The sequence below is a fragment of the Desulfovibrio desulfuricans DSM 642 genome (assembly GCF_000420465.1).
GTDB lineage: Bacteria > Desulfobacterota > Desulfovibrionia > Desulfovibrionales > Desulfovibrionaceae > Desulfovibrio > Desulfovibrio desulfuricans.
In genome coordinates this window covers 24,759-48,205 of record NZ_ATUZ01000018.1, presented here as the reverse complement: position 1 = coordinate 48,205, position 23,447 = coordinate 24,759, and the positions used below count along the sequence as shown (strand labels likewise).

The following is a 23,447-nucleotide window of genomic DNA, read 5'->3' as shown; positions in this document are numbered from 1 at the left end:
CGCTTGTCCGCTTGTCAGGAATGCGTGGTTGCAGGGTGGTGTGAAAAGGCTTGCCCATATGCCGCCGCACCGCACCGCAACACTCCTTGCCCGTGGCGGGCTTTGCTGCGCTTGTTGGCTGCGCTCTTGCCATTGGAGCAAACATTGTTTGCCCCTGCGCGCCGTGCCGGCTCTTTGCCCATGTTGCCTAGTCCGGGGGGGCTACGGCTGCGGTTGGGGCAGGCAACACGATCATGGGCGCGTTAGGATCAGGCCCGAAAAGATAGTCGTAAACCTTGCGGGCCACAGGGCCAGCCACGCTTGAACCGCCGCCGCCGTGTTCTACCATGACAATAACCACATAGGTTTTGCCGTCTTTAACTCCCCAGGTGGCAATCCATGCGTGGTCTCGCTGGGCGTATTCCATCTCTGACATTTTCAGGCGGCGGTCGCCCGCAGCCATCTTGAGCTTGACCACCTGCGCCGTGCCTGTTTTGCCGCCCATGTCGGCATCCTTGCGGCCCACAACCTTGGCTGTGCCGCCGTTGGCAGTGCGGCGCATGGCCTCCACCACAAACTTGAGCGTCTCAGGCTTGGCGGGTACGCGACCCCGCACTTCGCGGGTGGCGTCATCCACAAGCTGGGGCTTGAGCAGATCGCCGCCGTTGAGCAGAGCCGAAACAAATACGGCCACCTGCACCGGCGTCACCAGAGTGTAGCCCTGGCCGATGGACACGTTGTAGGTTTCACCGCGCGTCCACGGGCGCCCAAAACGCCGCCGTTTCCAGTCGCGCGAAGGCACAAGGCCCGATTTTTCGTGCGGCAGGTCAATGCCTGTAGGCCGCCCGAATCCACAAGCCTTGGCGAATTCTTCCAACTTGTCAATGCCCAGGCGGTCACCCATGAGGTAGAAATAGACGTCGCAGGAGTCGATGAGCGCGTGCACGAGGTCTTCCGAGCCGTGCCCGCCACGCTTCCAGCAGCGGAAAATCTGGTTGCCCAGCTTGACCTGACCAGGGCAGAACACGCTTTCACGCGGGTTGACGCCCTTTTCAAGCAGCATGGTGGCCATAACCAGCTTCCATACGGAACCTGGGGGGTAGACGCTCTGGATAACGCGGTTCTGCAAGGGAAAGCGGTTATTGGTGCGCAGTGCGTCCCAGTCGCGTTGCGAAATGCCCGCAGCAAAAAGATTGTTGTCGTAGGCCGGGGATGTTACCAGGGCGCGCAGTTTGCCGCTGTCCGGCTCCATGACCACGATGCAGCCAGCCTCGCCGCCGAGGGCGTCCCAGGCGGCCTTTTGCAGGCCCGCATCAAGCGAAAGATGTATTTCGTGCCCGCCGCGCGGTTCATCACGCAGGGTTTTGCCAAGCACCCGGGCGTGGGCGTCAACCTCGACATCGTACAGGCCCTTGCGGCCCCGCAACTGCTTTTCCAGCTCCAGTTCCAGCCCCTGCTTGCCTACCAGATCGCCCATGGCAAGGGCGCTGTCCGCGGCCATTTCCTGCTCGTTGGCTTCTGCCACGTAGCCAAGAATATGGGCGAAAAGCTCCTTCTCGGGGTAGCTGCGCTTGGTGCGCACCACAATTTCAAGCCCCGGCCATTCGTGAATCTCGGATTCAATGCGGGCCACAAGGTCAAAGTCGATATCGGTGATGAGCAGCAGAGGCTCAAAGGGTTTGACCTTGAAGCGATCCTGACGGAACTTGTCCCAGACCTGCTGGAGGGGAATGCCCGACCATTCGCTTATCTGGGCCAGGGTGGCCGGGATGTCGTGGCAGTCTTCGCGCACGATGGAAAGGCCGTATGCGGTACGGTTGTCGGCCAGCACCTTGCCCTTATCGTCCATGATGCGCCCGCGAGGGGCAAAGATGCGCTCGATGCGCAGGCGGTTGTCCTGCGCCTGACGCGCAAATTCTTCGCCTCTGTGTACCTGCAAATACCAGAAGCGCACCACAAGCACAAAAAACATCAGACCCACAAGAACCTGAAGCAGGATTGCGCCAGCGCGCGGCGGCTGATAGCCTTCGCTCTCGACCTGAATCTTGAGCCAGGAGCGAATGCCCTTATGCTGCGCCTTGTCTTTGTGCGCCAGCAGCGAGGTATTGTCAGTTTTCCTGATCATTGGGGTTCCAGTGGCGGGTGGCCACCAACAGCCGCCAGGCGAAGGGCACAAAGATTGCCTGAATCAGGCTTGTGTCCAGGGTTCCCTGCACATCGAAAGGCAGGTTCTGCAAAGGGGCCATGAGCCACGCAATGGCGTAGTATGCGGCGCCCAGGCAGGCTGACAGCAGAAAGACAAAAATGAAATTTTCCACTTCAAACAGCCAGCGGCCCATCTTGAACAGCAAAATGACTGCGGCATACCAGACAATGACGGCCCCGAAGGGGCGCGTGCCCATGCCTTCCTGCAACAGGATGAACACGGGCAGCAGCCAGAGCATATTTTTATAATCCCGTTCCTGCAACAGGATGATCAGGCCCACCGTGAGCACGTCAAGCCCCGGTACCGCCGCCTGCAAAACAATGGCGCAGGCCATGAAAAAGGCCCACCATGCAATGCTGCGGAGCGTTCTCATGGCGTGGCGCTTTTGGGCGCGGGCGGGCCGACGAATTCTTTGGGAGCTTCGCTGGGTTCCAGCGGGCGGGGCGCGCCGGTGGATTCGAGCAGCAGCACTTCTTCAAGGTGTTGCAGGTCAACCAGCGGTTCAGCCTTGATGGCCATGAACTGGGTGTAGTCCGAAGGAGCCACGCGCAGTACGCGCGCCACGGGTATGCCCTTGGGGTACTTGCCGTCCAGACCGGAGGTGATGATTATTTCGCCTGGCTTGACCTTGGCATCGCGCTGCACAAAGTTGACTTCAAGCTTTTGGCCCGTGCCCATGCCCATGAGGATGCCGGGAGCCCGGCTTTCTTGCGAAAAAACGGCTATGCGGCTGCTGGGATCAGTGAGGAGCAACACAATGGAACTGTGGGCGCTGGCCTTGAGAACGCGGCCAACCAAGCCAAGGTGGGTAACCAGCGGCGTGCCCGGCCGCCCGCCCGTGCTGTAACCCCGGCTGATGGTGATGCTGTCAAGAACGGCGTTGGGGCCCATGCGGCCGGAAAGAACGCGGGCGCCAAGGGGGCGCCATGTCTGGTCTACCGGCAGTTGCACCAGTGCGCGCAGGCGTTTGAGCTCGGCCAGGTCTTCACCATTGGCAAGCAGGCGCGCTTCAAGCTCGTCCACCTTTTGCTTGAGGGCTTCGTTTTCTTCACGCACGCCCACAAGGTCAAAGTAGCGATCCCACATGGTTTCCGCAGCGTCCTGCGCGGAACGAACAGGCGTGAGCACCGCGCCGGTGATTTCAAGCCCCAGTTTCGCAGCCAGGTCATCCAGAACGCGCGTGCGCTGATTCCAGGAGTACATGCCCAGAAACAGGATGAGCAAAATGCCCGAAAGGAGGAGAAGACGCCGCAGTGTCACAGGCGGAAGCTCCTGAAAGCCGGTGCGGAATAAACCGCGCCCCTGAGCCGGAGACGCAAAACCGGAAGCTTGTGTTCCGGCATTGCGTCAGCCGCACAGGGGCGCGAGGACAAGGTCGGTTCTAGTCGATGCACACTTCTTTGAGAATGTGCAGGTTGTCCAGCGCTTTGCCAGTACCCACCACAACCGTGGACAAGGGATCGTCCACAACCGTAATGGGCAACGAGGTTTCTTCGCGCAGCAGTTGGTCAAGGCCCTTGAGCAGCGCGCCGCCGCCCGTGAGCACAATGCCCCTGTCCACAATATCCGCCGCCAGTTCCGGCGGGGTCTGTTCCAGGGCGATGCGCACAGCCTGAACGATGCTGTCCACCTGTTCAGAAATGGCTTTGCGCACTTCTTCAGAGGTGATGATAATGTTCTGCGGAATACCCGTCACAAGGTCGCGGCCCTTGACTTCGATCTGTTGTTCCGGATCGAGCGGGTAGGCGGATGCGATCTTGATCTTGATTTCTTCAGCGGAAGATTCACCGATGAGCATGTTATACTTGCGCTTGACGTGGGTCATGATGGCTTCGTCCATCTTGTCGCCGCCCACGCGCACAGAGCGCGAGTACACAATGCCCGAAAGGGAGATGACCGCCACTTCAGTGGTGCCGCCGCCGATATCCACCACCATGTTGGAGGTGGGTTCCTGAATGGGCAGATCCGCGCCGATGGCCGCTGCCATGGGTTCTTCGATGAGGTACACTTCACGTGCGCCAGCGGACTGGGCCGACTCTTTCACGGCGCGCTTTTCCACCTGGGTGATGCCCGTAGGTACGCAGATCATGATACGCGGGCGCACAAGACGCCGCGAATTGTGAACCTTGGCGATAAAGTGGCGCAGCATGGCCTCGGTAACTTCAAAGTCGGCGATAACGCCGTCTTTCATGGGGCGGATAGCCCAGATGTTGCCAGGGGTTCTGCCCAGCATGCGCTTGGCATCGTGCCCAACGGCAAGAACTACATTGTTGCCGCGCGGGTCTTTTTTGACCGCGACCACCGAGGGCTCGCGCAACACAATTCCCTGCCCCTTGACATAAACGCAGGTGTTGGCTGTGCCAAGGTCAATGGCCAGATCATTGGAAAACAATCCTAGTGCGAAATCCAGAATTTTGGACATTACTCTAACTTGCCTCGCTGTGCTGGTGTGCTACCTTACCGTCATGTTGAAACAACTCCCGCACCCGGCGAGGCGAAGAGGCCTGGAGTGGGGGCGCTGTTGGAATTGGTAACGTCAGGCTGAAAACTGTTCTGCTAAAACTGGCATGAAGTCAAGACGGTGGACGCAGGGTTAAAATATTTGTCCCGCCGGAAGGCGCGGAAATAAGCCTTCAAGGGACGCAAACATGCAGCGCTGGCATACTCTGGCCGCTTATTATAATCGACGCTATGGCAGCCGGGTGCAAAAAATTCCACTTGACGCCGGGGCCTCCTGCCCCAACCGCGACGGTACGCTTTCATTTTCCGGCTGCACGTTTTGCAATGCCGATGGGTCCGGCTCGGGCCGTGCAAAACAAGGCGATTCCCTACTGCAACAGTGGAATTTCTGGCGTTCCATATATCTGCGGGACGACCCCAATACGCGCTTTATTGCATACCTGCAATCCTTCTCTAACACGTATGGGCCATCAGAACGCCTGCAACAACTGCTCCAAACGATTCGCCAACTGCCCGGCTGTTTTGGAATTGCCGTGGGAACCCGCCCCGATTGTCTTGATGACGAAAAGCTCGACCTGCTCGCAGCCCTTGATTGCGACCTCTGGCTGGAGCTGGGCTTGCAGACGGCCCATGACCAAACCCTGGCCCGCATTAACCGGGGCCATTCCGCAGCCAGCGCTGAAAATGCCGTGCGCATGGCCGCAGCGCGCGGCATTGCCGTATGCGCTCACCTCATGGCCGGGCTGCCCGGTGAAGGCGAAGGCCATTTTCTGCAAAGTCTGGACTGGGCGCTCTCCCTGCCGATAAGCGGCCTCAAACTGCACAACGTTTACGTGCCCAAGGGGACGGAACTTGCCCGCCAGTACGCCGCAGGCCAGTATCATCCCCTCTGGCGCGATGAATATGTCGACCTTCTCTGCGCCGCCCTGCCGCGCATCCCTTCGCACATTGTCATGCACCGCCTCCAGAGCGACCCAGCCCCCGGTGAACTGCTGGCCCCCACCTGGGCCACGGACAAGCGCGGCCTGCTGGGGGATTTGCGGCGGGCGCTGGGGGCGAGGGAGTTGTGGCAAGGCAAGTTCTGCGACTCCCCTGAGGGGTGTCCGACGGTCTTTTTGAGCGCTGGCTGCGTCAGAAGTAATTTTGCTCGGGTCGAGTACTGTCAGAGTACACTCCCTTCGCAAAAATAACTACTTCCTTGCCAGCGCCCAAAAATCTTTGTCGGACACAATCGTTGGCTCTGGGGGGCTGGTTGCGTCATTAACGGCTTTGCTCAGCTGGTTTCATAAGAACTCCTGTTGGTTTCACTTGGTGTTGCCGCAAATCAACTCGTTTATTCTCGGTCAAAAAACTCCACCCCTCTGTAATATTATAAGGTTAACATGCTGGAGCCGCACTGTGGCGTATGGACATTTATTTGGCTTTGTGCTGGTATACCAGTTATGAAGCAGACAAACACCAAGGCATCTTCCACAGCGTATGAGGCCATCCGTTCCATGATCGCGCAAGGGCAGCTCAGCCCCGGCGAAGAACTGTCGGAACGCAGCCTGGCTGAAAGCCTGCAACTTGGGCGCACGCCAGTGCGCGAGGCCATCAAGGATCTGTGCAGGGAGGGCGTTCTCATGAGCGTGCCCCTGCGGGGCACCTTTGTGCAGCGCCTGTCTGTGGAAGACCTGAAAGAAATTCACGAGGTGCGTCTGGCGCTCGAAGGCATGGCCGCCAAGCTGGCGGCAGAAAAAGGCGGCAGCCCTGAGCTGCGGGCCTGTCTTGCCGAACTTCAGGCCCTGCCCAACGGGCCGGAGCTTGATACCTTTGAAGCGCAGCGCATCGGCTGGGATTTCCACAAAGCCATATTTCAGGCCGCTGGCAACACGCGGCTGGCAAAACTCTATGCAGACGTGCGCGTGCAGAACTCCTTGGCCATGCAGCGCGTCAAAAATTACGATGCAGAACGGACACGCGTGGTGATCAAGGAACATATCGCCATTGGCAACGCCATTCTGGATCGCAATCAAACCCTGGCTCACCAGCTTGTCTGGGATCATCTGCAAAAGGCCATGGAAACGAAACTGCGCTCACTGCTTGCAGTTCTCGACTAAACTTGGCCGCTGAGCATCACAAGGCGTTTTACGTGCAAGGAACAGAGGGGGAAGAGAGGCGATGGAAATGACAAAAACCAGCAAAAAGCGGCCCATTCCGCTGCCAATTCAGATGGTGCTCGGCCTTGTTCTGGGCATTGTGTTCGGCTTTATTGCGCCGCACTTTTCCCAGGCTCTGGCCCCGGTGGGTACGGCCTTTGTGCAGGCCATCAAGATGATCGTGGTGCCGCTGGTGTTCACGGCCATCACCCTTGGCATCTACCAGATGGGCAACAGCGCCAAGCAGTTGGGCAAGGTTTCCGTTATCAGCCTGCTCTATTTTTTTATTGCCACGGTGGTGGCGATCATCATTGGCCTTGCCCTCAACGGCATGTTCCACCCCGGCGTGGGCGTCAATCTGTCGCACACCGCAGAACTGCCCAAGAACATCAATACCACGGTCAACTGGACAAAGTTTTTCCTCGACATGATCCCCTCCAACGTGTTCGCGGCCATGTCGGGCACCAACCTCCTGCCCGTGCTGGTGTTTGCTGTGCTGCTGGGTCTTGCTCTGGCCTCCACCGGCAGCAGGGCAAAGCCTCTCGTTGACGTGCTGGACGCTCTGATGGGCGCTGTTTTCAAGCTCACGGGCTGGATCATCGCCCTGTCGCCCATTGCCATCTTCGCCATCATTGCCTGGCTGTTTTCCACGCAGGGCATGCACACCATTTTGGCCCTGCTCAAGCTGGTCCTGGTCATGTATCTGGGGCTTGGCGTGCTGCTGGTGCTGTTTGCCATTTTGATGCTCTGCATCGGCGAGCACCCCCTCAAGACCGCCAAGGCCGTGAGCGAGCCTGTGATTCTGGCCTTTGCCACGCGCTCGTCAGAGGCGACACTGCCCCTGCACATGGAAAAACTGGTGGAAATGGGCGTTCCCAAGGCCGTAGCCTCTGTGGTGCTGCCTCTGGGCTATGCCTTCAACCGCGACGGCTCCATCATGTATTTTGCGCTGGCCGTGGGCTTTCTGGCGGATGCCTATAACATTCCGCTGGATCCCAGCACCCTGCTTTCCATCATCGTGGTGACCACGCTTGCCAGCAAGGGCAGCGCCAACGTGCCCTCAGGCGGCCTTGTGGCCATTGCCATGGTGCTGACCACCATTGGCATTCCTGTGGAGGCTCTGGCCATCATCGCGGGGGTGGACGCTTTTCTGGACATGGGCCGTACAGCCGTCAACGTGGTCAGCAACACCGTCGCGGTGAAGCTTGTCATGCGCTGGGCGGGCATTGCCTATGAACCGACGGAAGAAACCGCCGAAGTCTAAAAGGTGAAATTCATGTCTGTAGTCGATCTGCGCAGTGATACCCTGACCATTCCCACCGAGGCCATGCGCGCCGCCATGCGCGAGGCCGAAGTGGGCGATGATGGCCGTGTTGATGCGGAAGGGCGCGGCGGCGACCCCACAGTCAATCGGCTGGAAGATTATGCTGCCGAACTGCTGGGCAAGGAAGCCGCGCTTTTTTGCCCGTCGGGAACCATGGCCAATCTCGTCGCGCTGGCAACCTGGTGCGACCGTGGCGATGCTGCGGCTCTGGAGCCGGACCTGCATGTGTTCCGCACCGAAAAGTCGCCATTCATGGAAAAGTTCCTGGCCGTTAAGCCGGTGTTTTATACGCGTGATGCGGAGGGCATGCCCGAAGTCGCGTCCTTTGCATCCGCTTGCGCGACGCCGGGCCTCAAGCTGGCTTGTGTGGAAAACAGCCACAACTTCGGCGGCGGCATCTGCGTGTCGCTGGCGCGGCAGCAGGCGCTCGCCGCTACGGCCCGCAAGGCGGCGGTTCCCGTGCATATGGACGGCGCGCGTCTGTTCAACGCCGCCGTGGCCCTCGGGGTGGACGCCGCGCATCTGGCCGCCTGCGCGGACAGCGTGATGTTCTGCCTTTCCAAGGGGCTGGGCGCTCCGTTCGGTTCCGTGCTGTGCGGAACGCGCGAGTTCGTTGCCCAGGCGCGGCAGACGCGCAAATTGCTTGGCGGCGGCATGCGGCAGGCGGGCATTATGGCCGCTGCCGGGCTGGTGGCCCTGCGCACGGGCATTGAGCGCCTTGCGGAAGACCACGAAAACGCCCGCCATCTCAGCGCGGCCTTGGCGGCCTATGACGAGTTTGTGCTCACGCCTGTGCAGAGCAATATTGTGATGCTGGATATAAGCGCTTCCGGCAGGTCTTCAGAATGGTTCGAGCAAAAGCTTGCACCTCTGGGGCTGCTGGCTAAGGGCATGGGCAAGAATCATCTGCGGCTGACAACTTACAATGGCGTGGGGCGTCAGGATATGGCGCGAGCCATTGAGGCCTTTGAGCGCTTTATGGAAGAAAACCGCGCCCTGTGGAAGTAATGCCTGCCAGTAAACTGTCGCTGCAATAAAAAAATGATAAAGCCGCGCCGATGGTCATAACGACTGTTGGCGCGGCTTTGTTTGTGAGTTTCTGGCTAATCTACGGTGAGAATGACGGAAAAAGCCTTGAAAAATACCGTTACGGTTTGCCCGGCCACAAGATTGATGGGGTTTTCCGGCCCACGGTTGCGCAGGGCGCAGACCTGACTGCCTTCGCCGAGCGCCACCAGAATTTCAGCCACCATTTCATCTTCCCGCACTCTTTCCACTACGCCGGTAAAGCAGTTCTCCGCCGGAGGGGAGCTTTTGGGCGAGAGTTCGCCCCCCTGCACCAGCACCCAGGGTGCCTTGATGCTGGCATTGACCAGCTTGCCTTCATTGAGGGCCAGGGTCTTGGCGCTTTCGTCCGTAATGAGCGAGGCCACACGCAGGCCGCCTGCGGTACGCAGCACCACTTCGACCAGCAGCCCGCTCTGGCGCAATGAGGTTATGCGCCCCTGAAAGACGTTGCGCGCACTGGTTTTCATGGGTCGCTCCCTTTGCAGTTGTTCGCGCAGCAGGCGTTTGGCCTCCTGCGGGTCGCAGCGGACAATGCCGCTCTGGCCGGGCGCGGATCGCCGGCCAAGAAAAATATCCACAACGGGCAGGGGCAGGCCTTGTCTGCCCAGCTCAAGGGCGCGGGTATGGCGCAGGGCGCGGGCGCTCAAAAGGCCTTTGGGCAGGCCGCAGGCAGCGCCGCACTGTTGCAGGCAGCGGCGCACATAACTGGCGTCGCAGCGCATGAGCTCGCGGGTTTCAGGAAACAGCGCCGGGTCTTCCAGCACACGCTTGAGGCGGCGGCTGATGGTAAGCGGCAGGGGAACCTCGCGACCGGGGGCATCGTTGCTGCCCGGCACATGGATAACGCCGTCCTGAAAATCAAGATGCGCAGGCATGATTTCAAAAATTTCCACAAGCCGCAGGGCTGCGTAGCGCAGCAGCATGAAAATCAGCCACATGCGCAGGCGAGGGCGCTTTTCGCGCGGGCCACGGGCAGCGCTGGCCCGTTCCCACAGCCATGTTTCCACGGCCAGAAGCTCGCGCGGGCTGATGCGCCCTGTATCCTGCAGCAGAGCGGCGGAGTCGCGCCGCATAAGGCGCTGGCGCAGCCATGCCCTGTCTGCGGAAGAGAGGGAGCGCAAAAGCGCGGCCATTTCCTCACGGTTTTTGTTTTTTTCCATGCTGATTCCCGTCAGTTTTCCTGCCTTATACAAGTAAAACCCTTTTGTTGTACAGTGTTCACGCTTTCATCAAAAAACGTGACTGTATTGCTCGCCCTCAAGGGTTCTGTACTGTTGATGTACAAACCGCGCTTCTGGCGCACGGAGGAATTTCATGAAAAAGACTGCATACGCTCGTGGGGCCTTTTGCCGCATAGCTTTGGCGCTGGGTTGCGTGGCCTTGCTCAGCCTTCCCGTTCAGGCTGCGGAAATAACCGTTTCTGCCGCTGCCAGCCTTACAAATGCCTTTAACGAAATCAAAGGCGTGTTTGAAAAGAAGCACACCGGCTTGCAGGTGCACACCAACTATGCTGCCTCCAATCCGCTGCTCAAACAGATTCAGGAAGGCGCGCCCGTAGACGTCTTTGCCTCTGCCGACCAGGGCACCATGGACAAGGCCGTGGCCGCCAAGGTTGTTGACCCCGCTACGCGCAAGGACTTTGCGCTCAACGACCTCGTGCTTATCGTGCCCGCTGGCTCCAAAAAGCCCGCCAAGCTTGAAGACATCAAGGCATTCAAGCGTGTTGCCATTGGCAATCCCGATTCCGTGCCTGCCGGACGTTACACCAAGGACGCGCTGAACACCGCCAAACTGTGGGAAGCCGTGCAGCCCCAGCTTATCATGGGCAACAGCGTGCGTCAGGTGCTGGACTATGTGGCCCGTGGCGAGGTTGATGCCGGTTTTGTTTACCGTACAGATGCCAAGCAGCTTGCGGACAAGGTTGAAGTGGTCATGATTGTGGAAGGTCACGATCCCGTGAGCTATCCCATTGCCGTTGCCACCACTGGCAAGGATGCCAAGATGGGCCAGGAATTTCTGAACTTTGTGCTTTCGCCTGAAGGGCTGGCAGTGCTCGCCAAGTACGGTTTCTCCAAGCCGTAGTGCATGAAGGCGCGGCCCGTGCCCTTGCGCACCGGCCTGCAATGATGGATTGTGCTTACTGGCGGTTGCCGTTTTGGCAGAAGCGGCAACCGCCTTCAGTATTTTTTACGTATCAACGGATCAGTTCAGTGGCAGGGGGCAGAGTTGGAAATGGATTTTGACCTGGCGTTTATCTGGAGCCCGCTGGAGCTTTCGTTGCGCGTGGCAGGAGCGGCTACGGCTGTTTCCTTTGTTGTGGCAACGCTGGCGGCCTGGCGGCTGGCCCGCAAAAAAGGCCCCATGCCCGCCCTGCTGGACGCCCTGTGCTCGTTGCCGCTGGTGCTGCCCCCCACAGTGCTTGGCTACTATCTTATCTTGCTGGTGGGGCGGCGCGGCGTTTTTGGGCATGGGCTGGCAGAACTGGGCATCAACCTGATTTTTTCCTGGCAGGGGGCTGTGGTTGCAGCCACTGTTGTGGTTTTTCCGCTTATCTACAAGTCGGCCCGCGCAGCGCTGGAGCAGGTGGACAAACATCTGGAAGACGCGGCCCGCACGCTTGGGGCCTCGGAATGGCGGGTGTTTGTCAGCGTGTCTCTACCCTTGGCCTGGAAGGGTATTTTTGCGGGCATCATGCTGGCCTTTGCGCGCGGCATGGGCGAATTTGGCGCAACCCTGATGATTGCGGGCAATATCCCCGGCAAGACCCAGACTCTGGCCCTTGCCATCTACGATGCCTTTCAGGCGGGTAATGACCTCCAGGCCTCCTGGCTTGTGTTTGTTACCTCCGCCGTGTGCGTGACCCTGCTGATGGCGGCGGAACTGCTTGTGAAACTCAAGGGGCGGCGCAGATGATCTCGTTGCGGCTGGTAAAAAGTTTCAGGAACGGGGTTACGCCCTTCAATCTGGATGTCCGCTACGATATCGGCGACGAGCACAAGTGTGCGGTGCTTTTTGGCCCTTCCGGTTCCGGCAAGTCGTTGACCATGCAGTGTCTAGCGGGGCTGACAAAGCCCGATGCAGGGCACATCCGCATTGGCGACTGCACGTTGTACAATGATGCGCAGGGCGTGTTTGTTTCCGTGCAGAAGCGGCGTATCGGCTACATGTTTCAGGATTACGCCCTGTTTCCACACCTGAACCTGTTGCAGAACGTGGCCTATCCGCGCACGGGCTGCTGGCCCTGGAAGGTGCGCGGCGAGGAGCGCGACAAGGCGCAGGCCATGCTGGAACGCTTGGGCATCGGGCATCTGGCGGCCCACCTGCCCTCGCAGATATCTGGCGGGCAGCGGCAACGCGCGGCTCTGGCGCGGGCGCTCAATGCAGACCCCTTGCTTCTGCTGCTTGATGAGCCTTTTTCCGCCCTTGATCCTCTGCTGCGCGAACGCCTGCGCGAAGAACTGCTTGAACTGATGGATGACCTGACCATCCCTGCCGTGATTATCAGTCACGACCCTGACGATGTGGATACCTTTGCGGGCGGGCTTGTGCTCTATGACCGGGGCGGCGCGCGCACGGTGCCGGACTATGCAGATCTGCGCAAGGATTTTGCCACAGCGGGCAAGTGTCTGCGGCATTTGCAGGAGCAGGCCTGGGCCTGTCAATCGGCCTGACGGCGTATCGCTCTTTTAAGCCGAGTGCAAAAAAAATAGCCGGTGGTGACAGTCTGCGAGGGAAAGGTGGGCTAATGCTGGCGGCGTTCTGCTACAGCATTTCCTGCGAGGATTTTGACATCCGTTTGACCATGTAAAGTTCGCTGTCGGCCCGTTTGAGCGCATCTTCAACAGACTCGTTCGCGCAGTGCCATGTGGCGTGCCCTATGCTGATGCCGATGCGCAGCATGAGGCCGTCGATGGAAATGGGCGCTCCCACATCCTCGCGGATGCGGTTAATTGTGCGCAGGATGTCTGGCGTGCCCCTGGTATGGCCGAGCAGGGCCAGAAATTCATCGCCTCCCAGCCGCACCAGCACATCATCCTTGCGCAGGCACCGCGTAAGGCGCTGCCCCAGAATGGTCAGCACGGCATCGCCCACATGGTGCCCGTGCGCGTCGTTGATTGGTTTGAAGCCGTCCAGATCCATATACAACAGCTCGACCAACCCCTGGTTTTGCGTCAGGCTGGGCATGGCCTCGTCAATGCGCGCAGCCAGACCGTGCCTGTTCAGCAGGCCTGTGAGGGCATCGCGTTCTGCGGCATGCTGGATGCGGTTCCGGTCTTTTTCTGTGCGGGTGAGGTTTTCAACCAGGGTGGACAAAGAGGCTGAAAGCACTTCAATTTCGCGTATGCCCCGGTTGCGCGGAATGGTGACGCGCTCGCCCCGGCTGAGCCTGTCTGCTGCTGCGGTAAGCGCCTTGAGGGGGGCAATGGTGCGCTGGGCAATGTATCCGGCAACCAGTGCGAACAGCACAGCAAGCAAGAGGCCAGCCACAAGAATGCGCGCCACAAGACGACGCACGGGTTCGTATGCGGCATCCAGCGATTGCCGCGCAACCACGCTCCACTGCAAGCCATCGTAGTCTTTAAATCCCGTGCAGCTTACTGCCGCGGTGAGGTAGGCAATGCCATCGGGCCATGTTTCCACGGCCCAGGCTGAAGTGGAGTGTTCAAGTTCTTGCAGCAGGGGCAAGGCCAGCGGTTTTTCATTGTTGTCGCCGCCCAGGATGACACTGCCGTCTGCACCGAGAACCATGATCTTGGTGTTGGTATCCGAGCCTTCGCCCGAAAGGATGTATTCCTCCACCTCTCTGGCCCATGCCCAGCTCAGATGGGCTACCAGCACCCAATCTTTCAGTTCGCCCTCGCCAATGGGCATGCTGATGTCCACAAATTTCAGCGGGCCGTTTTCCGGGTGGGGCAGCAGTTGGGCAAGCAGGGAGGCCTTGCGTACATCGCCCACAAAGAGGCCGTTTTTGCCCTGGCGGAAAATGGCGCAGATGGAAAGGTCTGTTCCTTCCAGCACGCCATCGGTGGCGACCAGAACCTTGCCCTGGGGATTCATGAGTCCGATCCAGGCAAAGGCGGGCATGGTGTCCTGTAATCGGTTCACGGCGATGGATAGTTTTTTCATATCGCCGCCGAGCAGCCCGACCGTGTGGCGCAGGGTGCCCACCTCCTTGATCCAGAACCACATGGACTGATCAAGGGCCTTGGCAAGGGATTGCACGCGGTTGGTCAACAGCAGGCCGCGTTCGTAGCGGGCCTCGCTGCTGGCTTCGCGCCCGGTTATGGCCGCAAGAAAGCATGATGACAGCAGGATAAGCAGCGTGAATGCCTCAATAAACTGCGTCTTGAGGCTGCGCGTGAATATGCGCATGGCTCCTCCTGCGAAGGGATGGCAGAAAAGCTGACAAGGTATGATGGTAATTTTGAAACCATACAGAAAATCAGGAAATAGGCAATGGGTCTAACTGTCCGCGCACTGCCTTTGACAGAAAAATAAAAGGGGGGTGCAGACGCAATGCACCCCCCTTTTGCTATAGGGTTTGAGGAGAAGATGTTATTGGGGTTTGTTTATGAGAGATGCTTCAGACCGCGCTGCCCAGCGCCGCTTCCTTGCGGTTGCGTTTTTGCCCGCGCCACATGCCGCCAAGGATCATGCCCGCGCCAACGAGCAATCCGGCGCACATGGTTATGAAGCTCACGACCTTGAGCAGATAGAGAATCCCCGGGCCCATCTGGATAAGCCCCAGCGCGCTGAGGTAGCCCGGCAGGGCGACAATGCGGCTTGCGGCAACAATAAGCATGATGGCGGCCATGACGTACTTGATCATGATGGGTTTGACGTAGGTGGTGCCGATGGCCCCAAGCTGCACGCCAAGCAGGGAGCCCGCCAGGATGATAAAGACGAGGCGGATGTCTATCATGCCGTGCATGGCCCAGTTGACCGAGCCGCACAGGCCCATGACAAAGGCTGTGACAAGTTCCGTGCCGGATGCAATGAGTCCGGGTACGCCGATCACATAGATAAGCCCCGGCACGCCCACGAATCCGCCCACGGCAATGGTGGCAGCCAGCATACCTGTGGCTATGCCCACGGGCAGGGTAAACCACAGCGAAATACGCAAGCCGGATTTGGGAAAGGACATCATGGGGGGCAGGTTGATAGCCTGCAACTTTTGGGCAAGGGGCGGCGTGCTTTCGTCATCCTCCTTGCCGGAATGGCTTGAGTGCAGGGCATCCTTGAGAATGTAGCTGCCCACCACAACGAGAACCACCACAAAGGAAACGCTGACGTAAAGATCAGACCCGGCCTGGCCCCATTTTTCCAGAATAAAACGCTGAATGCGGATGCCAACCTGTACGCCTATGCCAGCGGTTGCAGCGATAACCAGACCCAGTTTTACATCCACCTGACCGAAGCGGTAGCGCTTGATGGCGCCCACCATGGCCTTGGGGAACTTGTGGCACATGTTGCTGGCAACAGCCACGGCACCGGGCACACCCAGGCCCATCATGCCCGGCGTGAGAATAAAGGCCCCGCCGGAACCGATAAAACCGCTTACAAGCCCGCCCACAAATCCCACGGCCAGCAGAAAGGCCACGGAAACGGGCGTGAGTGTGATAAACTGGGACGGGTCAAGACTGAGCAGATCCATGTTACCTCCGGCTGGCAGGCTGCCTGGCGTACTGTTATGCGCTGGCGCAAGGCCAGACATGCCGCTGCTGAACAAAAAATTTGAGCCGGGCGGCGTAGCCCGGACTTGTGAAGAAAACTCGGTTAGCCGTGAACCACGGCAGTGTTGCCCAGCCGGGGGGCAGGTGCGGCGCTCTGACGGGTCGCAGCCCTTGCAGTGGTTTGCGCGCTCTTCTTTTGCACGCCGGTAATGCCGCACAGTTCCCAGAGTGCTCCGGCAAAGTGACCGTGCACGTAAGAGAGCAGCAGCACCGAGGCGATGGGCAGGGCAGTCCACAGGCCACCCTTGGCGCACAGGGCGGCAAAGGCATCGGCATTGGCAAAAGCCAGCGCGTAAATGACAATGCTGCCCGCGCCGTACAGCAGGGTCTGCTTCAACGCCGCGCTTTCGCGCTTGCCGTTCAGAGTCCACAAATCGTCTGTCCAGCCGGATTGCCCGGCATCGGCATATGCCACAGCGGTAAACCAGTTTTCCATCGTTTTTTGCAGGGTGTTCATGTCGGCCTCCTGCGCTTGTGACTACAACTATTGTGCCAAAAAGTTCAATCTGTAACATGCTGAATTTATATTAATTTATTTGTTACGCACTGTGTGGCATGCTGCCCCGTTACTGTTTCATTCTGACATGCTCAGGCGGGCAAAGGCCGCAACTTGTTGCAGGCCAAGGCTTGTCAGCTTTGTTTTATTTTTATACGCTGTTGCAAATTGAAACAGCGTCGGGCGCAGGTGTAACTCTTGCGCCTGCGGGGGTGAGGCATGCTTCCGCATTTTTCTGTCTGGCATACCATTCGCGGCAAGATTGCCGTGGGCACGGGCCTTTTTCTGGTCATGCTGCTGCTTTTGGGCGGCATTGCCTGTTATGATCTGGGGCGCATCGACAGGGCGGCCCGCCTGATCGACATGGTGGACGACCTGCGCAGCGATGTGCTCGAGATGCGCAGGTACGAAAAAAACCTGCAACTTTTTCCCGGCAGAAAGGGCGACCTGCTTGCCCTGCGCAGTTTTGTGGAACTGGCGCGGGAGCGGGCCACATCCGTGGGGCAGGATTATAACGCCGCCATGGGCCGCCGGGTGGGCGACGGCGCGCACCATAATCTCGACCTGCTGCTGGAAGGCATCGGCACCTATGAGGCCCTGCTGGAGGATCAGCCCACAGACGGCGCCGCGCTCACCGATCAGGGGCAGCGCCTGAGCGAGCTGGCTGATTCGGCGGTGCGCCGCATGCGTCAGGGCATTTTTACCGCCGTGGGGGATCTGCGCACCCAGATGCTGGGGGCCATTGCGGCCCTGCTGGCCTGCGGGATGGCTTTTGCATGGCTTATCGGCAGGCACATCATGCGCGCCCTTGGGGCCATTGAAAGCGCCGCGCGCAGCGTTGGCGCGGGCATGCCCCTGCCATCGCCCCCGCCGCAGCTTGAAGAAGAAGCGCGCCATGTCCTCCAGACGCTTGACGGCATGGCGGCGGAGCTGGAAAAGCGCCACGCCCTTCTGTTGCAGGAAAAGAAGCTGGCTTCTCTTGGTGTGCTGACCTCCGGCGTGGCCCACCAGCTGAATAATCCCCTCAATAATATTTCCGTTGGCTGTCAGCTGCTCGGCGAGGATGTCAACGATGCCCGGCAGGGGCTGCGCCCCATGCCCACGGCGGAAGACGTGACGGCGCAGCTGGATGAAATCCAGGCCGAGGTTGTTCGCGCCCGCGATATTGTGCGCGGGCTGCTGGATTTTGCGCGTGACCGGCCCTTTACTGTTGCCCTGCATGATCTGTCCGGCCTTGTGCGCAGGGCAGTTGCACTGGTGCGGCACGACATGGGCGCTGCGGTGCGCATAACGGTGGACGTGCCAGAAGGGCTGCAACTGCCCGTGGACGCCCAGCGCATGCAGGAGGTGCTGATCAACCTGCTGCTCAACGCGGCTCAGGCCATGAACGGCAGGGGCGAAGTGAATATCACCGCCTCTGTGGACGAACCGGCGGGTATGGCGGAGCTGCGAGTGCGCGACTCCGGCAAGGGTATTGAACCCGAGAACCTTGGCCGGGTGTTTGATCCCTTTTTCAGCCTCAAGCCCGTGGGCGAGGGGACGGGGCTTGGGCTGTCCATAGCCTTTGGCATTGTGGGCAAGCATGATGGAACGCTTGAAGTACAGAGCCAACCGGGGCAAGGGGCCTGTTTTACCGTGCGGCTGCCCCTTACGGAACGGCATGAAGCAAACGGTTCAGGAGCAGCGGCATGACTACGGAACGGTTCCGGCTTTCGGAACAATCACCTGCACCGGCTACCCCCGGCGAGCCTCGGCACAGCGGGCACGGGCTTGACGCCGCGCAACGGGCTGGCGGCGGTGGCCGTTTGCTGATCATTGACGATGAGCGGATGGCCCGGGCCAACCTCGCGCGCGCCCTGGAGCGCGGCGGGCACGAATCGGCTCAGGCGGGCAGTGGCGAAGAAGGCCTGAAACTGCTGGCCGAGCAGGATTTTGACGTGGTCATTACCGATATCGCCATGGCGGGCATGAACGGCATGGAAGTGCTCAAGGCGGTACGCTCCAGCAAACCGGATGTGGAAGTCATCATGGTCACGGGCTACCCCATGATTGAAAGCGCCGTGGAGGCCATGCGGCTGGGGGCTTTTCATTATCTGGCAAAGCCCTATTCGCTGGAAGAAGCGCGCATGCTGGTGGCGCGGGCGCTGGAAAAACGTCGTCTGCGGCAACAGGTCGCCCAGATGCGGGCTCAGCTTGAGGCAAGCGGCTCCGTGCCGGAAATGGTTGGCATGTCGCCGGCCATGTGTGGCCTGCGGCAGGCGCTCATGCGTCTGGCCCCCACGGATGTGGCCGTGCTGCTGCAAGGTGAAACAGGTACCGGCAAGGAGTTGGCTGCCCGCACCATGCATGCCCAGAGCCAGCGGGCGCGTCGGCGCTTTCTGGCGATCAACTGCGGCGCGCTCTCGCCGGAATTGCTAGAAAGCGAGCTTTTCGGACATGAGCAGGGGGCGTTTTCAGGCGCGGTACGGCGCAAGGAAGGTCTGTTTGAAGCTGCCAGTGGCGGCACGCTGTTTCTGGACGAGATGGGTGAAATGCCACCGGGCATGCAGGTCAAGCTGCTGCGCGTCCTGCAGGAGCAGAATCTGCGCCGTGTGGGGGGCACTGTAGACATACCCGTGGACGTGCGCATTATCGCCGCCACCAACCGCAACCTCAAGGAAGAGGTGGAGGCCGGGCGCTTCCGGCGCGATCTGTATTACCGCGTGGCCGTGGTAACGCAGGAACTGCCGCCCCTGCGCAGCAGAGCTGAGGACATTCCCCTGCTGGCGCGGTTTTTTCTCGCACGGCTGGCGGAGCAGGGCGGGGCCGTGCCGCTGGATATTGAAGATGACGCCCTTGATGCGCTGCGGCAGTATCCCTTCCCCGGCAATGTGCGCGAACTTGCCAATATTCTTGAGCGGGCGGCGGTGTTTTGCCCGCCGGGCGGCAGCATCGGGCTGGCGCATTTGCCTCCGGAAGTCTCCGAGGTTGCCGCTCACCTGTCCGTCCGCAATCCCGATTCTTCTTCTGCCGCCGTCCGGCAGGAGGATGCCGCCGCTGCACCCTCTGCTTGCCCGCAGGCAGCAACGCCGCTTGTTCCGCTTGCCGAAATGGAAAAGCAGCACATCCTGCACGCACTTGAACTGGCGGGCGACAACCGTACTCTGGCCGCCGACATGCTGGGCATCAGCCGATCATCCCTGTGGCGGAAGCTGCGGGAATACGGCGTGTAGCTCTGAGGCAGCGCGACAGCCCGATGCGTATTATGCAAGCCGCGCACCTTCATGATTTTGCCTGTGATAATCCTGTACGTGAATAAATATACTTGCCCGGTGCGCAGTATTTCACTTTGAAAGGCAACAGAACTGAAATATAGTGATTCATTGGAGAGAGTGAGTGAGCGAAAAGTTTTTTGATTCTGCACCGAGCAAGTGCATATTTCCAGCACTCGCAGCACGATGCAGGCAAGGTCTCTCACACTGCGCTTTCTGTATCTGTTTACCTTGGAGGAACCATGCAGGCACGTATGAAAGAACACCCCTTGACCACTGAACAGATAGATTCCCTGTTGGGCTCTGTTCAGGTTGGGCATCTGGGCACTCTGGGCGAAAATGGTTTCCCTTACGTAACACCAGTACATTTTGTGTTTATGAACGGGCATATCTACTTTCACGGGTTGGCAGCGGGGCAAAAGCTGAAAAATCTACGCGCCGACTCCAGGGTCTGCTTTGAAGTTGAAGGGCAGCATTCATTTATTCAGGCAGATGTCCCCTGCGACACCAATACCGCCTATCAGAGCGTGATCATTACAGGTAACGCCGCTGTAGTGAATGACCGGGCCGTAAAAATCGCCGCCCTTGACGCCATTGTGGGCAAGCACACGCCCCAGCACGCAGGTGCGGCTTACCCTGAAAATATGCTTAAAATGACGGCAGTGGTTGAGATTAAGATTCAGGAAATCACTGGCAAGTATTATTCCTGACGCGGCTATTGGCTATGCGGAAATAAAAACAGCCCAATGCATCAGCATTGGGCTGTTTTTATACTAGATGTGGGCTTGTTGCAGATGTTGCCTTGCCAGAGTGCTCGTGGCAGTCCGGCAACGCAGTTTCGCGCCGAAGGCCAGGCAGCTTCCTCAAGGCTCTTGCGGGAGGTGCCGCGCGTATTCCGTTACAGCTTGCGTCTACAGTTTTTTGGCAATGATGTAGCGGGGCCTCTGGCGCACTTCGGTAAAGACTTTGGCAAGGTATTCACCCACCAGCGCCATGCAGAAAAGCTGCACAGAGCCCAGCAGCAAGACTACAATAATCAGTGATGTCCAGCCCTGAATGGTTTCACCCATCGCGTATTTGAGCAGGGAAACGCCGCTGAAGGCCAGCGCCGCCAGCATGCAGAGCATGCTCATAAGGCCCGCAATGCGCAGGGGCGCAACGCTGCATGCCGTAATGCCCTTCCAGGCAAAAGACACCATCTTCCAGAAAGGATATTTGCTTTCTCCGGCCATGCGGCATTGGCGCATGTAGAAGACCTGCGCGCTTTTAAAGCCGAGAGCCGGAAAAATTCCGCGCAGAAAAAGTGAATGCTCGTGAATTTCGTCCAGCGCTTCCAGCACTGGGCGGGCCACAAGGCGGTAGTCGGCATGATCGGGGATCAGCGGCACCTTGAGCCAGCGCATGAATCCGTAAAACATGTGTGCAGTGCGCCGCTTGAAAGGCGTATCCGTGCTGCGGTCGTTGCGCACGCCGTAGACAATGTCGTTGCCTTCCATGTACTTGGCGATCATGTCGGGGATGGCGGCAATGTCGTCCTGCAAATCCGCATCAAGGCTGATGATGCAGTCCACGCCCATGTCGCGCGCCGTGACCATGCCCGCCCATACGGCGTTCTGGTGGCCTGCATTGGCGGCAAAGCTTGCACCCCGGCAAAAGGGGTCGATCGCGTGTCGTTCTTCAAGCAGTTCCCAAGTGCGGTCACGGCTGCCATCGTTCACATAGAGGGCAAAGCTCTCCGCATGCACACGGCCCTGTTTTTTGAGGTCGGTCAACAGACCGGCCAGAGCATCAAGGGTGCGGGGCAGGGTTTCCTCTTCATTATAGCAGGGTACAACCAGTGCCAACAATGGGGCGGTGCGGGACAAGGCTTATTCCTCCATGCGGAGAGTACGTTGGGTGCGATCAGTTTTGCGAATGAGACGCACTTGCTCTGCGCCACACAAGGGGCGCGTTAAGCTGTTCTACAGCGATATAGGCAATGTCGTCCACAGATTTGATGCCGGGAATAAACACCGCTGCCTTGCCATCGTCCGTAACAGTGGCGGATGCGGGAAAATACCGCAGAGCAACTGTTTGGGCTGAAATGATCCCTTCATCAGGGCTTTCAAACAAGGCCCTTGCTGCCTGTTGCAACAGGCTTGCAGTGGTGGCTGTACGTATCCTGGCTGCCACATGGACTTTGCCCTGGGGCAGGTTGTCGAAAAACGCAATATTGCATGCCACCAGCGCGAGGGCATCGGGCGCTTCAAAGACGCGTAACGTGTGCGACTCGTTCCACGGCACAAGACCACGCCAATCCGTTGAAAAAAGGTTTACCTCGCGGATGTCGTAGCCGGGGAAGAAATATTTGTCTGTTTCCGGGTAGTCTATGCTGCGCAGGGTGCTTTGGTGGTGCGTGGCAATGACCGGCTGCGCCATAAGGAAAACGCGCGCCTCAATCAGCACGCTTGAGAGCAGCAGGGTGCAGAATATGATAAAAAGAGCCTTGGCCTTGATGCTTGAGGGGTTCAGGACTGCAAGCAGAGAAAAAGGGCAGAGCGCGGTGAAAAAGAATGTGGCGCTCATGGCCCGATAGGGTGTTGAGGGGCTGGCAATAAATGCTGCAAGGCTGGCCTGGGCCATGAGAAAGAAAATCACCGGAGGGATCCACGCGGCAGGCTTTAAAAGCCCCCGGCGGCGCAACAGCCATGCAAGCGCCATAGCTGCAAGAAAATAAGGCAGCATTTCAAGTTGTTGCGTGCCCCAGAATTCCAAAAAACGCAGAAAAGCTGGCAGGGACAGCAGCGGAATTTTTTCCGCGCCGCCCACGGCTGCGAGGCGCACGGCATTGCCCGGCGCGGCCATCATCATGCCCCAGCCAAAGGCTGCCCCCGCAATGCCCGAGAGTGCCCATGCAGGTACGCTGCGAGATGTGCGCCAGCGAAACAGCGTCACGCCCAGAGCTGCAAGCAGAACCAGCATGCCGACATTTTCGTTGCTCCAGCCTGCAAGAACACCCACAAGCGCATAAAGCAGGCCGCCCGGCATGCGGAAGTCTGCTTTGTCGGCCCAGATGCGGTACGGCACCAGAAAAAGAACGCCCCACACGAGGCTGTAGCCGTAATCACCCGTGCCGGTGCGCCAGAAAAAAACTGTCCCAAATGCGGGCAGTGCAATCCATACAAGCCCGGCCATGACAGCGAGGTGCCAGGCGCTCAGGCGCTCACGCCACTGTGCGCCCAAGGCCAGCAGCGAGCCGCTGACAACGAGCAGCAGAAACATGGCTGGAGTGAGCAGGGGGTGCAGCCAGGCTGGCCCGCGCAGCAGCACGCGAGACATGAAATGCCCGATAAATTTTCCACTCCATTCGTGGTATTCGAGCACCTGCATGTCCCACAGGCCGGTGCAGCCAGGATAAATGCTCGAAAAGGCATGATCATCGCTGACCCACGGCGTCATGGCGCAGAACCATGACATGATGGTTATAATGAGCAGGCCTGTGAAAATAAGGCGATTGCGACGTAAGTGTGTGGATTTTTGAGCCGCCTGCGCGGCGGAATTTAATTCTGTGTGTTGCATTTCGTAAAAGTCCTGGCCCATGCTGTCAGGGAAAAGGGCTGAAAGCCCGAGATGCGTTTCTGTAGCTGGTATCTATTAGTAAATATATTTCGGTGTCAATGTGTTTATCTGCAGCACCAGGGGGGCGTTCTGCTGATGCCGGGAGCAGGGTGTTGTTCTAATGTTTTAGCAGGTATTGTCGTTAAGAAGCAATACTGATAGAAATTAACGTGAAAATGTCTGTCAGCGTACAG

The 23,447-nt window shown here is 59.0% G+C and carries 20 protein-coding genes; 10 read left to right on the top strand and 10 right to left on the bottom strand.

Going from position 1 to position 23,447, the window contains the following annotated elements; all coding sequences use genetic code 11:
- Positions 1 to 187: 187 nt before the first annotated feature.
- The 4 genes from mrdA to G449_RS0113650 all read right to left on the bottom strand — a co-directional run bounded on the left by mrdA (position 188) and on the right by G449_RS0113650 (position 4,607).
- Positions 188 to 2,104, bottom strand: coding sequence for a penicillin-binding protein 2 (gene mrdA, locus G449_RS0113665; protein WP_022659881.1), 1,917 nt, complete (start codon positions 2,102 to 2,104; stop codon positions 188 to 190).
- Positions 2,088 to 2,558 (bottom strand): hypothetical protein, encoded by a 471-nt coding sequence (locus G449_RS0113660; protein WP_022659880.1) that lies wholly within the window; start codon positions 2,556 to 2,558, stop codon positions 2,088 to 2,090. The genes mrdA and G449_RS0113660 overlap by 17 nt, the downstream gene beginning before the upstream one ends.
- On the bottom strand, positions 2,555 to 3,445 hold the full coding sequence (mreC, locus tag G449_RS17230) for a rod shape-determining protein MreC (RefSeq protein WP_022659879.1): 891 nt from the start codon (positions 3,443 to 3,445) through the stop codon (positions 2,555 to 2,557). Before mreC ends, G449_RS0113660 begins: the two co-directional genes overlap by 4 nt.
- A 121-nt stretch (positions 3,446 to 3,566) precedes the next feature.
- Positions 3,567 to 4,607, bottom strand: a complete 1,041-nt coding sequence (locus G449_RS0113650) for a rod shape-determining protein (RefSeq protein WP_022659878.1) — start codon at positions 4,605 to 4,607, stop codon at positions 3,567 to 3,569.
- Between the two features lie 226 nt (positions 4,608 to 4,833).
- Between G449_RS0113650 and mnmL the strand changes: the two genes are divergently transcribed.
- The 4 genes from mnmL to G449_RS0113630 all read left to right on the top strand — a co-directional run bounded on the left by mnmL (position 4,834) and on the right by G449_RS0113630 (position 9,115).
- A complete protein-coding gene (mnmL, locus tag G449_RS17225) occupies positions 4,834 to 5,835 on the top strand; it encodes a tRNA modification radical SAM protein MnmL/YtqA (RefSeq protein ID WP_022659877.1) in 1,002 nt (333 codons plus the stop codon).
- A 252-nt stretch (positions 5,836 to 6,087) separates the two neighbouring features.
- Complete coding sequence (locus tag G449_RS0113640; RefSeq protein ID WP_022659876.1) at positions 6,088 to 6,744, top strand: GntR family transcriptional regulator; 657 nt, start codon at positions 6,088 to 6,090, stop codon at positions 6,742 to 6,744.
- 67 nt (positions 6,745 to 6,811) lie between these two features.
- On the top strand, positions 6,812 to 8,047 hold the full coding sequence (locus G449_RS0113635) for a dicarboxylate/amino acid:cation symporter (protein ID WP_027181017.1): 1,236 nt from the start codon (positions 6,812 to 6,814) through the stop codon (positions 8,045 to 8,047).
- A 12-nt stretch (positions 8,048 to 8,059) separates the two neighbouring features.
- Positions 8,060 to 9,115, top strand: a complete 1,056-nt coding sequence (locus tag G449_RS0113630; protein WP_022659874.1) for a GntG family PLP-dependent aldolase — start codon at positions 8,060 to 8,062, stop codon at positions 9,113 to 9,115.
- Positions 9,116 to 9,210: 95 nt separating this feature from the next.
- Here the strand turns inward: G449_RS0113630 and G449_RS0113625 are convergent, their stop codons facing one another.
- The gene (locus G449_RS0113625) at positions 9,211 to 10,335 is read right to left on the bottom strand and encodes a TOBE domain-containing protein (RefSeq protein ID WP_022659873.1); all 1,125 of its coding nucleotides are present in this window, start codon (positions 10,333 to 10,335) and stop codon (positions 9,211 to 9,213) included.
- A gap of 154 nt (positions 10,336 to 10,489) precedes the next feature.
- Between G449_RS0113625 and modA the strand changes: the two genes are divergently transcribed.
- From modA to G449_RS17220, 3 genes are all read left to right on the top strand, one after another.
- Positions 10,490 to 11,257 carry a molybdate ABC transporter substrate-binding protein gene (modA, locus tag G449_RS0113620; protein ID WP_022659872.1) on the top strand — a complete coding sequence of 256 codons (768 nt, stop codon included), beginning with the start codon at positions 10,490 to 10,492 and terminating at the stop codon, positions 11,255 to 11,257.
- A 150-nt stretch (positions 11,258 to 11,407) separates the two neighbouring features.
- Positions 11,408 to 12,088, top strand: a complete 681-nt coding sequence (gene modB, locus G449_RS0113615) for a molybdate ABC transporter permease subunit (protein ID WP_027181016.1) — start codon at positions 11,408 to 11,410, stop codon at positions 12,086 to 12,088.
- Positions 12,085 to 12,846 (top strand): ATP-binding cassette domain-containing protein, encoded by a 762-nt coding sequence (locus tag G449_RS17220; RefSeq protein WP_022659870.1) that lies wholly within the window; start codon positions 12,085 to 12,087, stop codon positions 12,844 to 12,846. The genes modB and G449_RS17220 overlap by 4 nt, the downstream gene beginning before the upstream one ends.
- A gap of 91 nt (positions 12,847 to 12,937) precedes the next feature.
- On the opposite strand, the gene G449_RS0113605 is transcribed toward G449_RS17220, so the two are convergent.
- From G449_RS0113605 to G449_RS17900, 3 genes are all read right to left on the bottom strand, one after another.
- Positions 12,938 to 14,548, bottom strand: a complete 1,611-nt coding sequence (locus G449_RS0113605; protein WP_022659869.1) for a GGDEF domain-containing protein — start codon at positions 14,546 to 14,548, stop codon at positions 12,938 to 12,940.
- Positions 14,549 to 14,759: 211 nt separating this feature from the next.
- Positions 14,760 to 15,830 (bottom strand): sulfite exporter TauE/SafE family protein, encoded by a 1,071-nt coding sequence (locus G449_RS0113600; protein WP_022659868.1) that lies wholly within the window; start codon positions 15,828 to 15,830, stop codon positions 14,760 to 14,762.
- Positions 15,831 to 15,952: 122 nt separating this feature from the next.
- Positions 15,953 to 16,366 (bottom strand): hypothetical protein, encoded by a 414-nt coding sequence (locus G449_RS17900; RefSeq protein ID WP_022659867.1) that lies wholly within the window; start codon positions 16,364 to 16,366, stop codon positions 15,953 to 15,955.
- A 258-nt stretch (positions 16,367 to 16,624) separates the two neighbouring features.
- Here G449_RS17900 and G449_RS0113590 point away from each other — a divergent pair, with 258 nt between their 5' ends.
- The 3 genes from G449_RS0113590 to G449_RS0113580 all read left to right on the top strand — a co-directional run bounded on the left by G449_RS0113590 (position 16,625) and on the right by G449_RS0113580 (position 20,366).
- A complete protein-coding gene (locus G449_RS0113590) occupies positions 16,625 to 18,097 on the top strand; it encodes a sensor histidine kinase (protein ID WP_022659866.1) in 1,473 nt (490 codons plus the stop codon).
- The gene (locus G449_RS0113585) at positions 18,094 to 19,617 is read left to right on the top strand and encodes a sigma-54-dependent transcriptional regulator (RefSeq protein WP_022659865.1); all 1,524 of its coding nucleotides are present in this window, start codon (positions 18,094 to 18,096) and stop codon (positions 19,615 to 19,617) included. Before G449_RS0113590 ends, G449_RS0113585 begins: the two co-directional genes overlap by 4 nt.
- Positions 19,618 to 19,898: 281 nt before the next feature.
- Complete coding sequence (locus tag G449_RS0113580; RefSeq protein ID WP_022659864.1) at positions 19,899 to 20,366, top strand: pyridoxamine 5'-phosphate oxidase family protein; 468 nt, start codon at positions 19,899 to 19,901, stop codon at positions 20,364 to 20,366.
- 201 nt (positions 20,367 to 20,567) lie between these two features.
- Here G449_RS0113580 and G449_RS0113575 read toward each other — a convergent pair whose 3' ends face one another.
- Positions 20,568 to 21,521: a glycosyltransferase family 2 protein gene (locus G449_RS0113575; RefSeq protein WP_022659863.1), complete on the bottom strand. Its 954-nt coding sequence runs from the start codon at positions 21,519 to 21,521 to the stop codon at positions 20,568 to 20,570.
- Positions 21,522 to 21,558: 37 nt separating this feature from the next.
- Positions 21,559 to 23,214, bottom strand: coding sequence for a DUF6056 family protein (locus G449_RS0113570; RefSeq protein WP_051135465.1), 1,656 nt, complete (start codon positions 23,212 to 23,214; stop codon positions 21,559 to 21,561).
- Positions 23,215 to 23,447: the final 233 nt, after the last annotated feature.

What these genes read in the sequence shown, in the direction of transcription:
- mnmL (WP_022659877.1), top strand. Translation starts at nt 4,834, where the DNA reads ATGCAGCGCTGGCATACTCTGGCCGCTTATTATAATCGACGCTATGGC.
- G449_RS0113640 (WP_022659876.1), top strand. Translation starts at nt 6,088, where the DNA reads ATGAAGCAGACAAACACCAAGGCATCTTCCACAGCGTATGAGGCCATC.
- mrdA (WP_022659881.1), bottom strand. Translation starts at nt 2,104, where the DNA reads ATGATCAGGAAAACTGACAATACCTCGCTGCTGGCGCACAAAGACAAG.
- G449_RS0113630 (WP_022659874.1), top strand. Translation starts at nt 8,060, where the DNA reads ATGTCTGTAGTCGATCTGCGCAGTGATACCCTGACCATTCCCACCGAG.
- G449_RS17900 (WP_022659867.1), bottom strand. Translation starts at nt 16,366, where the DNA reads ATGAACACCCTGCAAAAAACGATGGAAAACTGGTTTACCGCTGTGGCA.
- modB (WP_027181016.1), top strand. Translation starts at nt 11,408, where the DNA reads ATGGATTTTGACCTGGCGTTTATCTGGAGCCCGCTGGAGCTTTCGTTG.
- G449_RS0113625 (WP_022659873.1), bottom strand. Translation starts at nt 10,335, where the DNA reads ATGGAAAAAAACAAAAACCGTGAGGAAATGGCCGCGCTTTTGCGCTCC.
- G449_RS0113605 (WP_022659869.1), bottom strand. Translation starts at nt 14,548, where the DNA reads ATGCGCATATTCACGCGCAGCCTCAAGACGCAGTTTATTGAGGCATTC.
- G449_RS0113570 (WP_051135465.1), bottom strand. Translation starts at nt 23,214, where the DNA reads ATGCAACACACAGAATTAAATTCCGCCGCGCAGGCGGCTCAAAAATCC.
- modA (WP_022659872.1), top strand. Translation starts at nt 10,490, where the DNA reads ATGAAAAAGACTGCATACGCTCGTGGGGCCTTTTGCCGCATAGCTTTG.
- G449_RS0113590 (WP_022659866.1), top strand. Translation starts at nt 16,625, where the DNA reads ATGCTTCCGCATTTTTCTGTCTGGCATACCATTCGCGGCAAGATTGCC.
- G449_RS0113660 (WP_022659880.1), bottom strand. Translation starts at nt 2,558, where the DNA reads ATGAGAACGCTCCGCAGCATTGCATGGTGGGCCTTTTTCATGGCCTGC.
- G449_RS0113600 (WP_022659868.1), bottom strand. Translation starts at nt 15,830, where the DNA reads ATGGATCTGCTCAGTCTTGACCCGTCCCAGTTTATCACACTCACGCCC.
- G449_RS0113585 (WP_022659865.1), top strand. Translation starts at nt 18,094, where the DNA reads ATGACTACGGAACGGTTCCGGCTTTCGGAACAATCACCTGCACCGGCT.
- G449_RS0113580 (WP_022659864.1), top strand. Translation starts at nt 19,899, where the DNA reads ATGCAGGCACGTATGAAAGAACACCCCTTGACCACTGAACAGATAGAT.
- G449_RS0113635 (WP_027181017.1), top strand. Translation starts at nt 6,812, where the DNA reads ATGACAAAAACCAGCAAAAAGCGGCCCATTCCGCTGCCAATTCAGATG.
- G449_RS0113650 (WP_022659878.1), bottom strand. Translation starts at nt 4,607, where the DNA reads ATGTCCAAAATTCTGGATTTCGCACTAGGATTGTTTTCCAATGATCTG.
- G449_RS17220 (WP_022659870.1), top strand. Translation starts at nt 12,085, where the DNA reads ATGATCTCGTTGCGGCTGGTAAAAAGTTTCAGGAACGGGGTTACGCCC.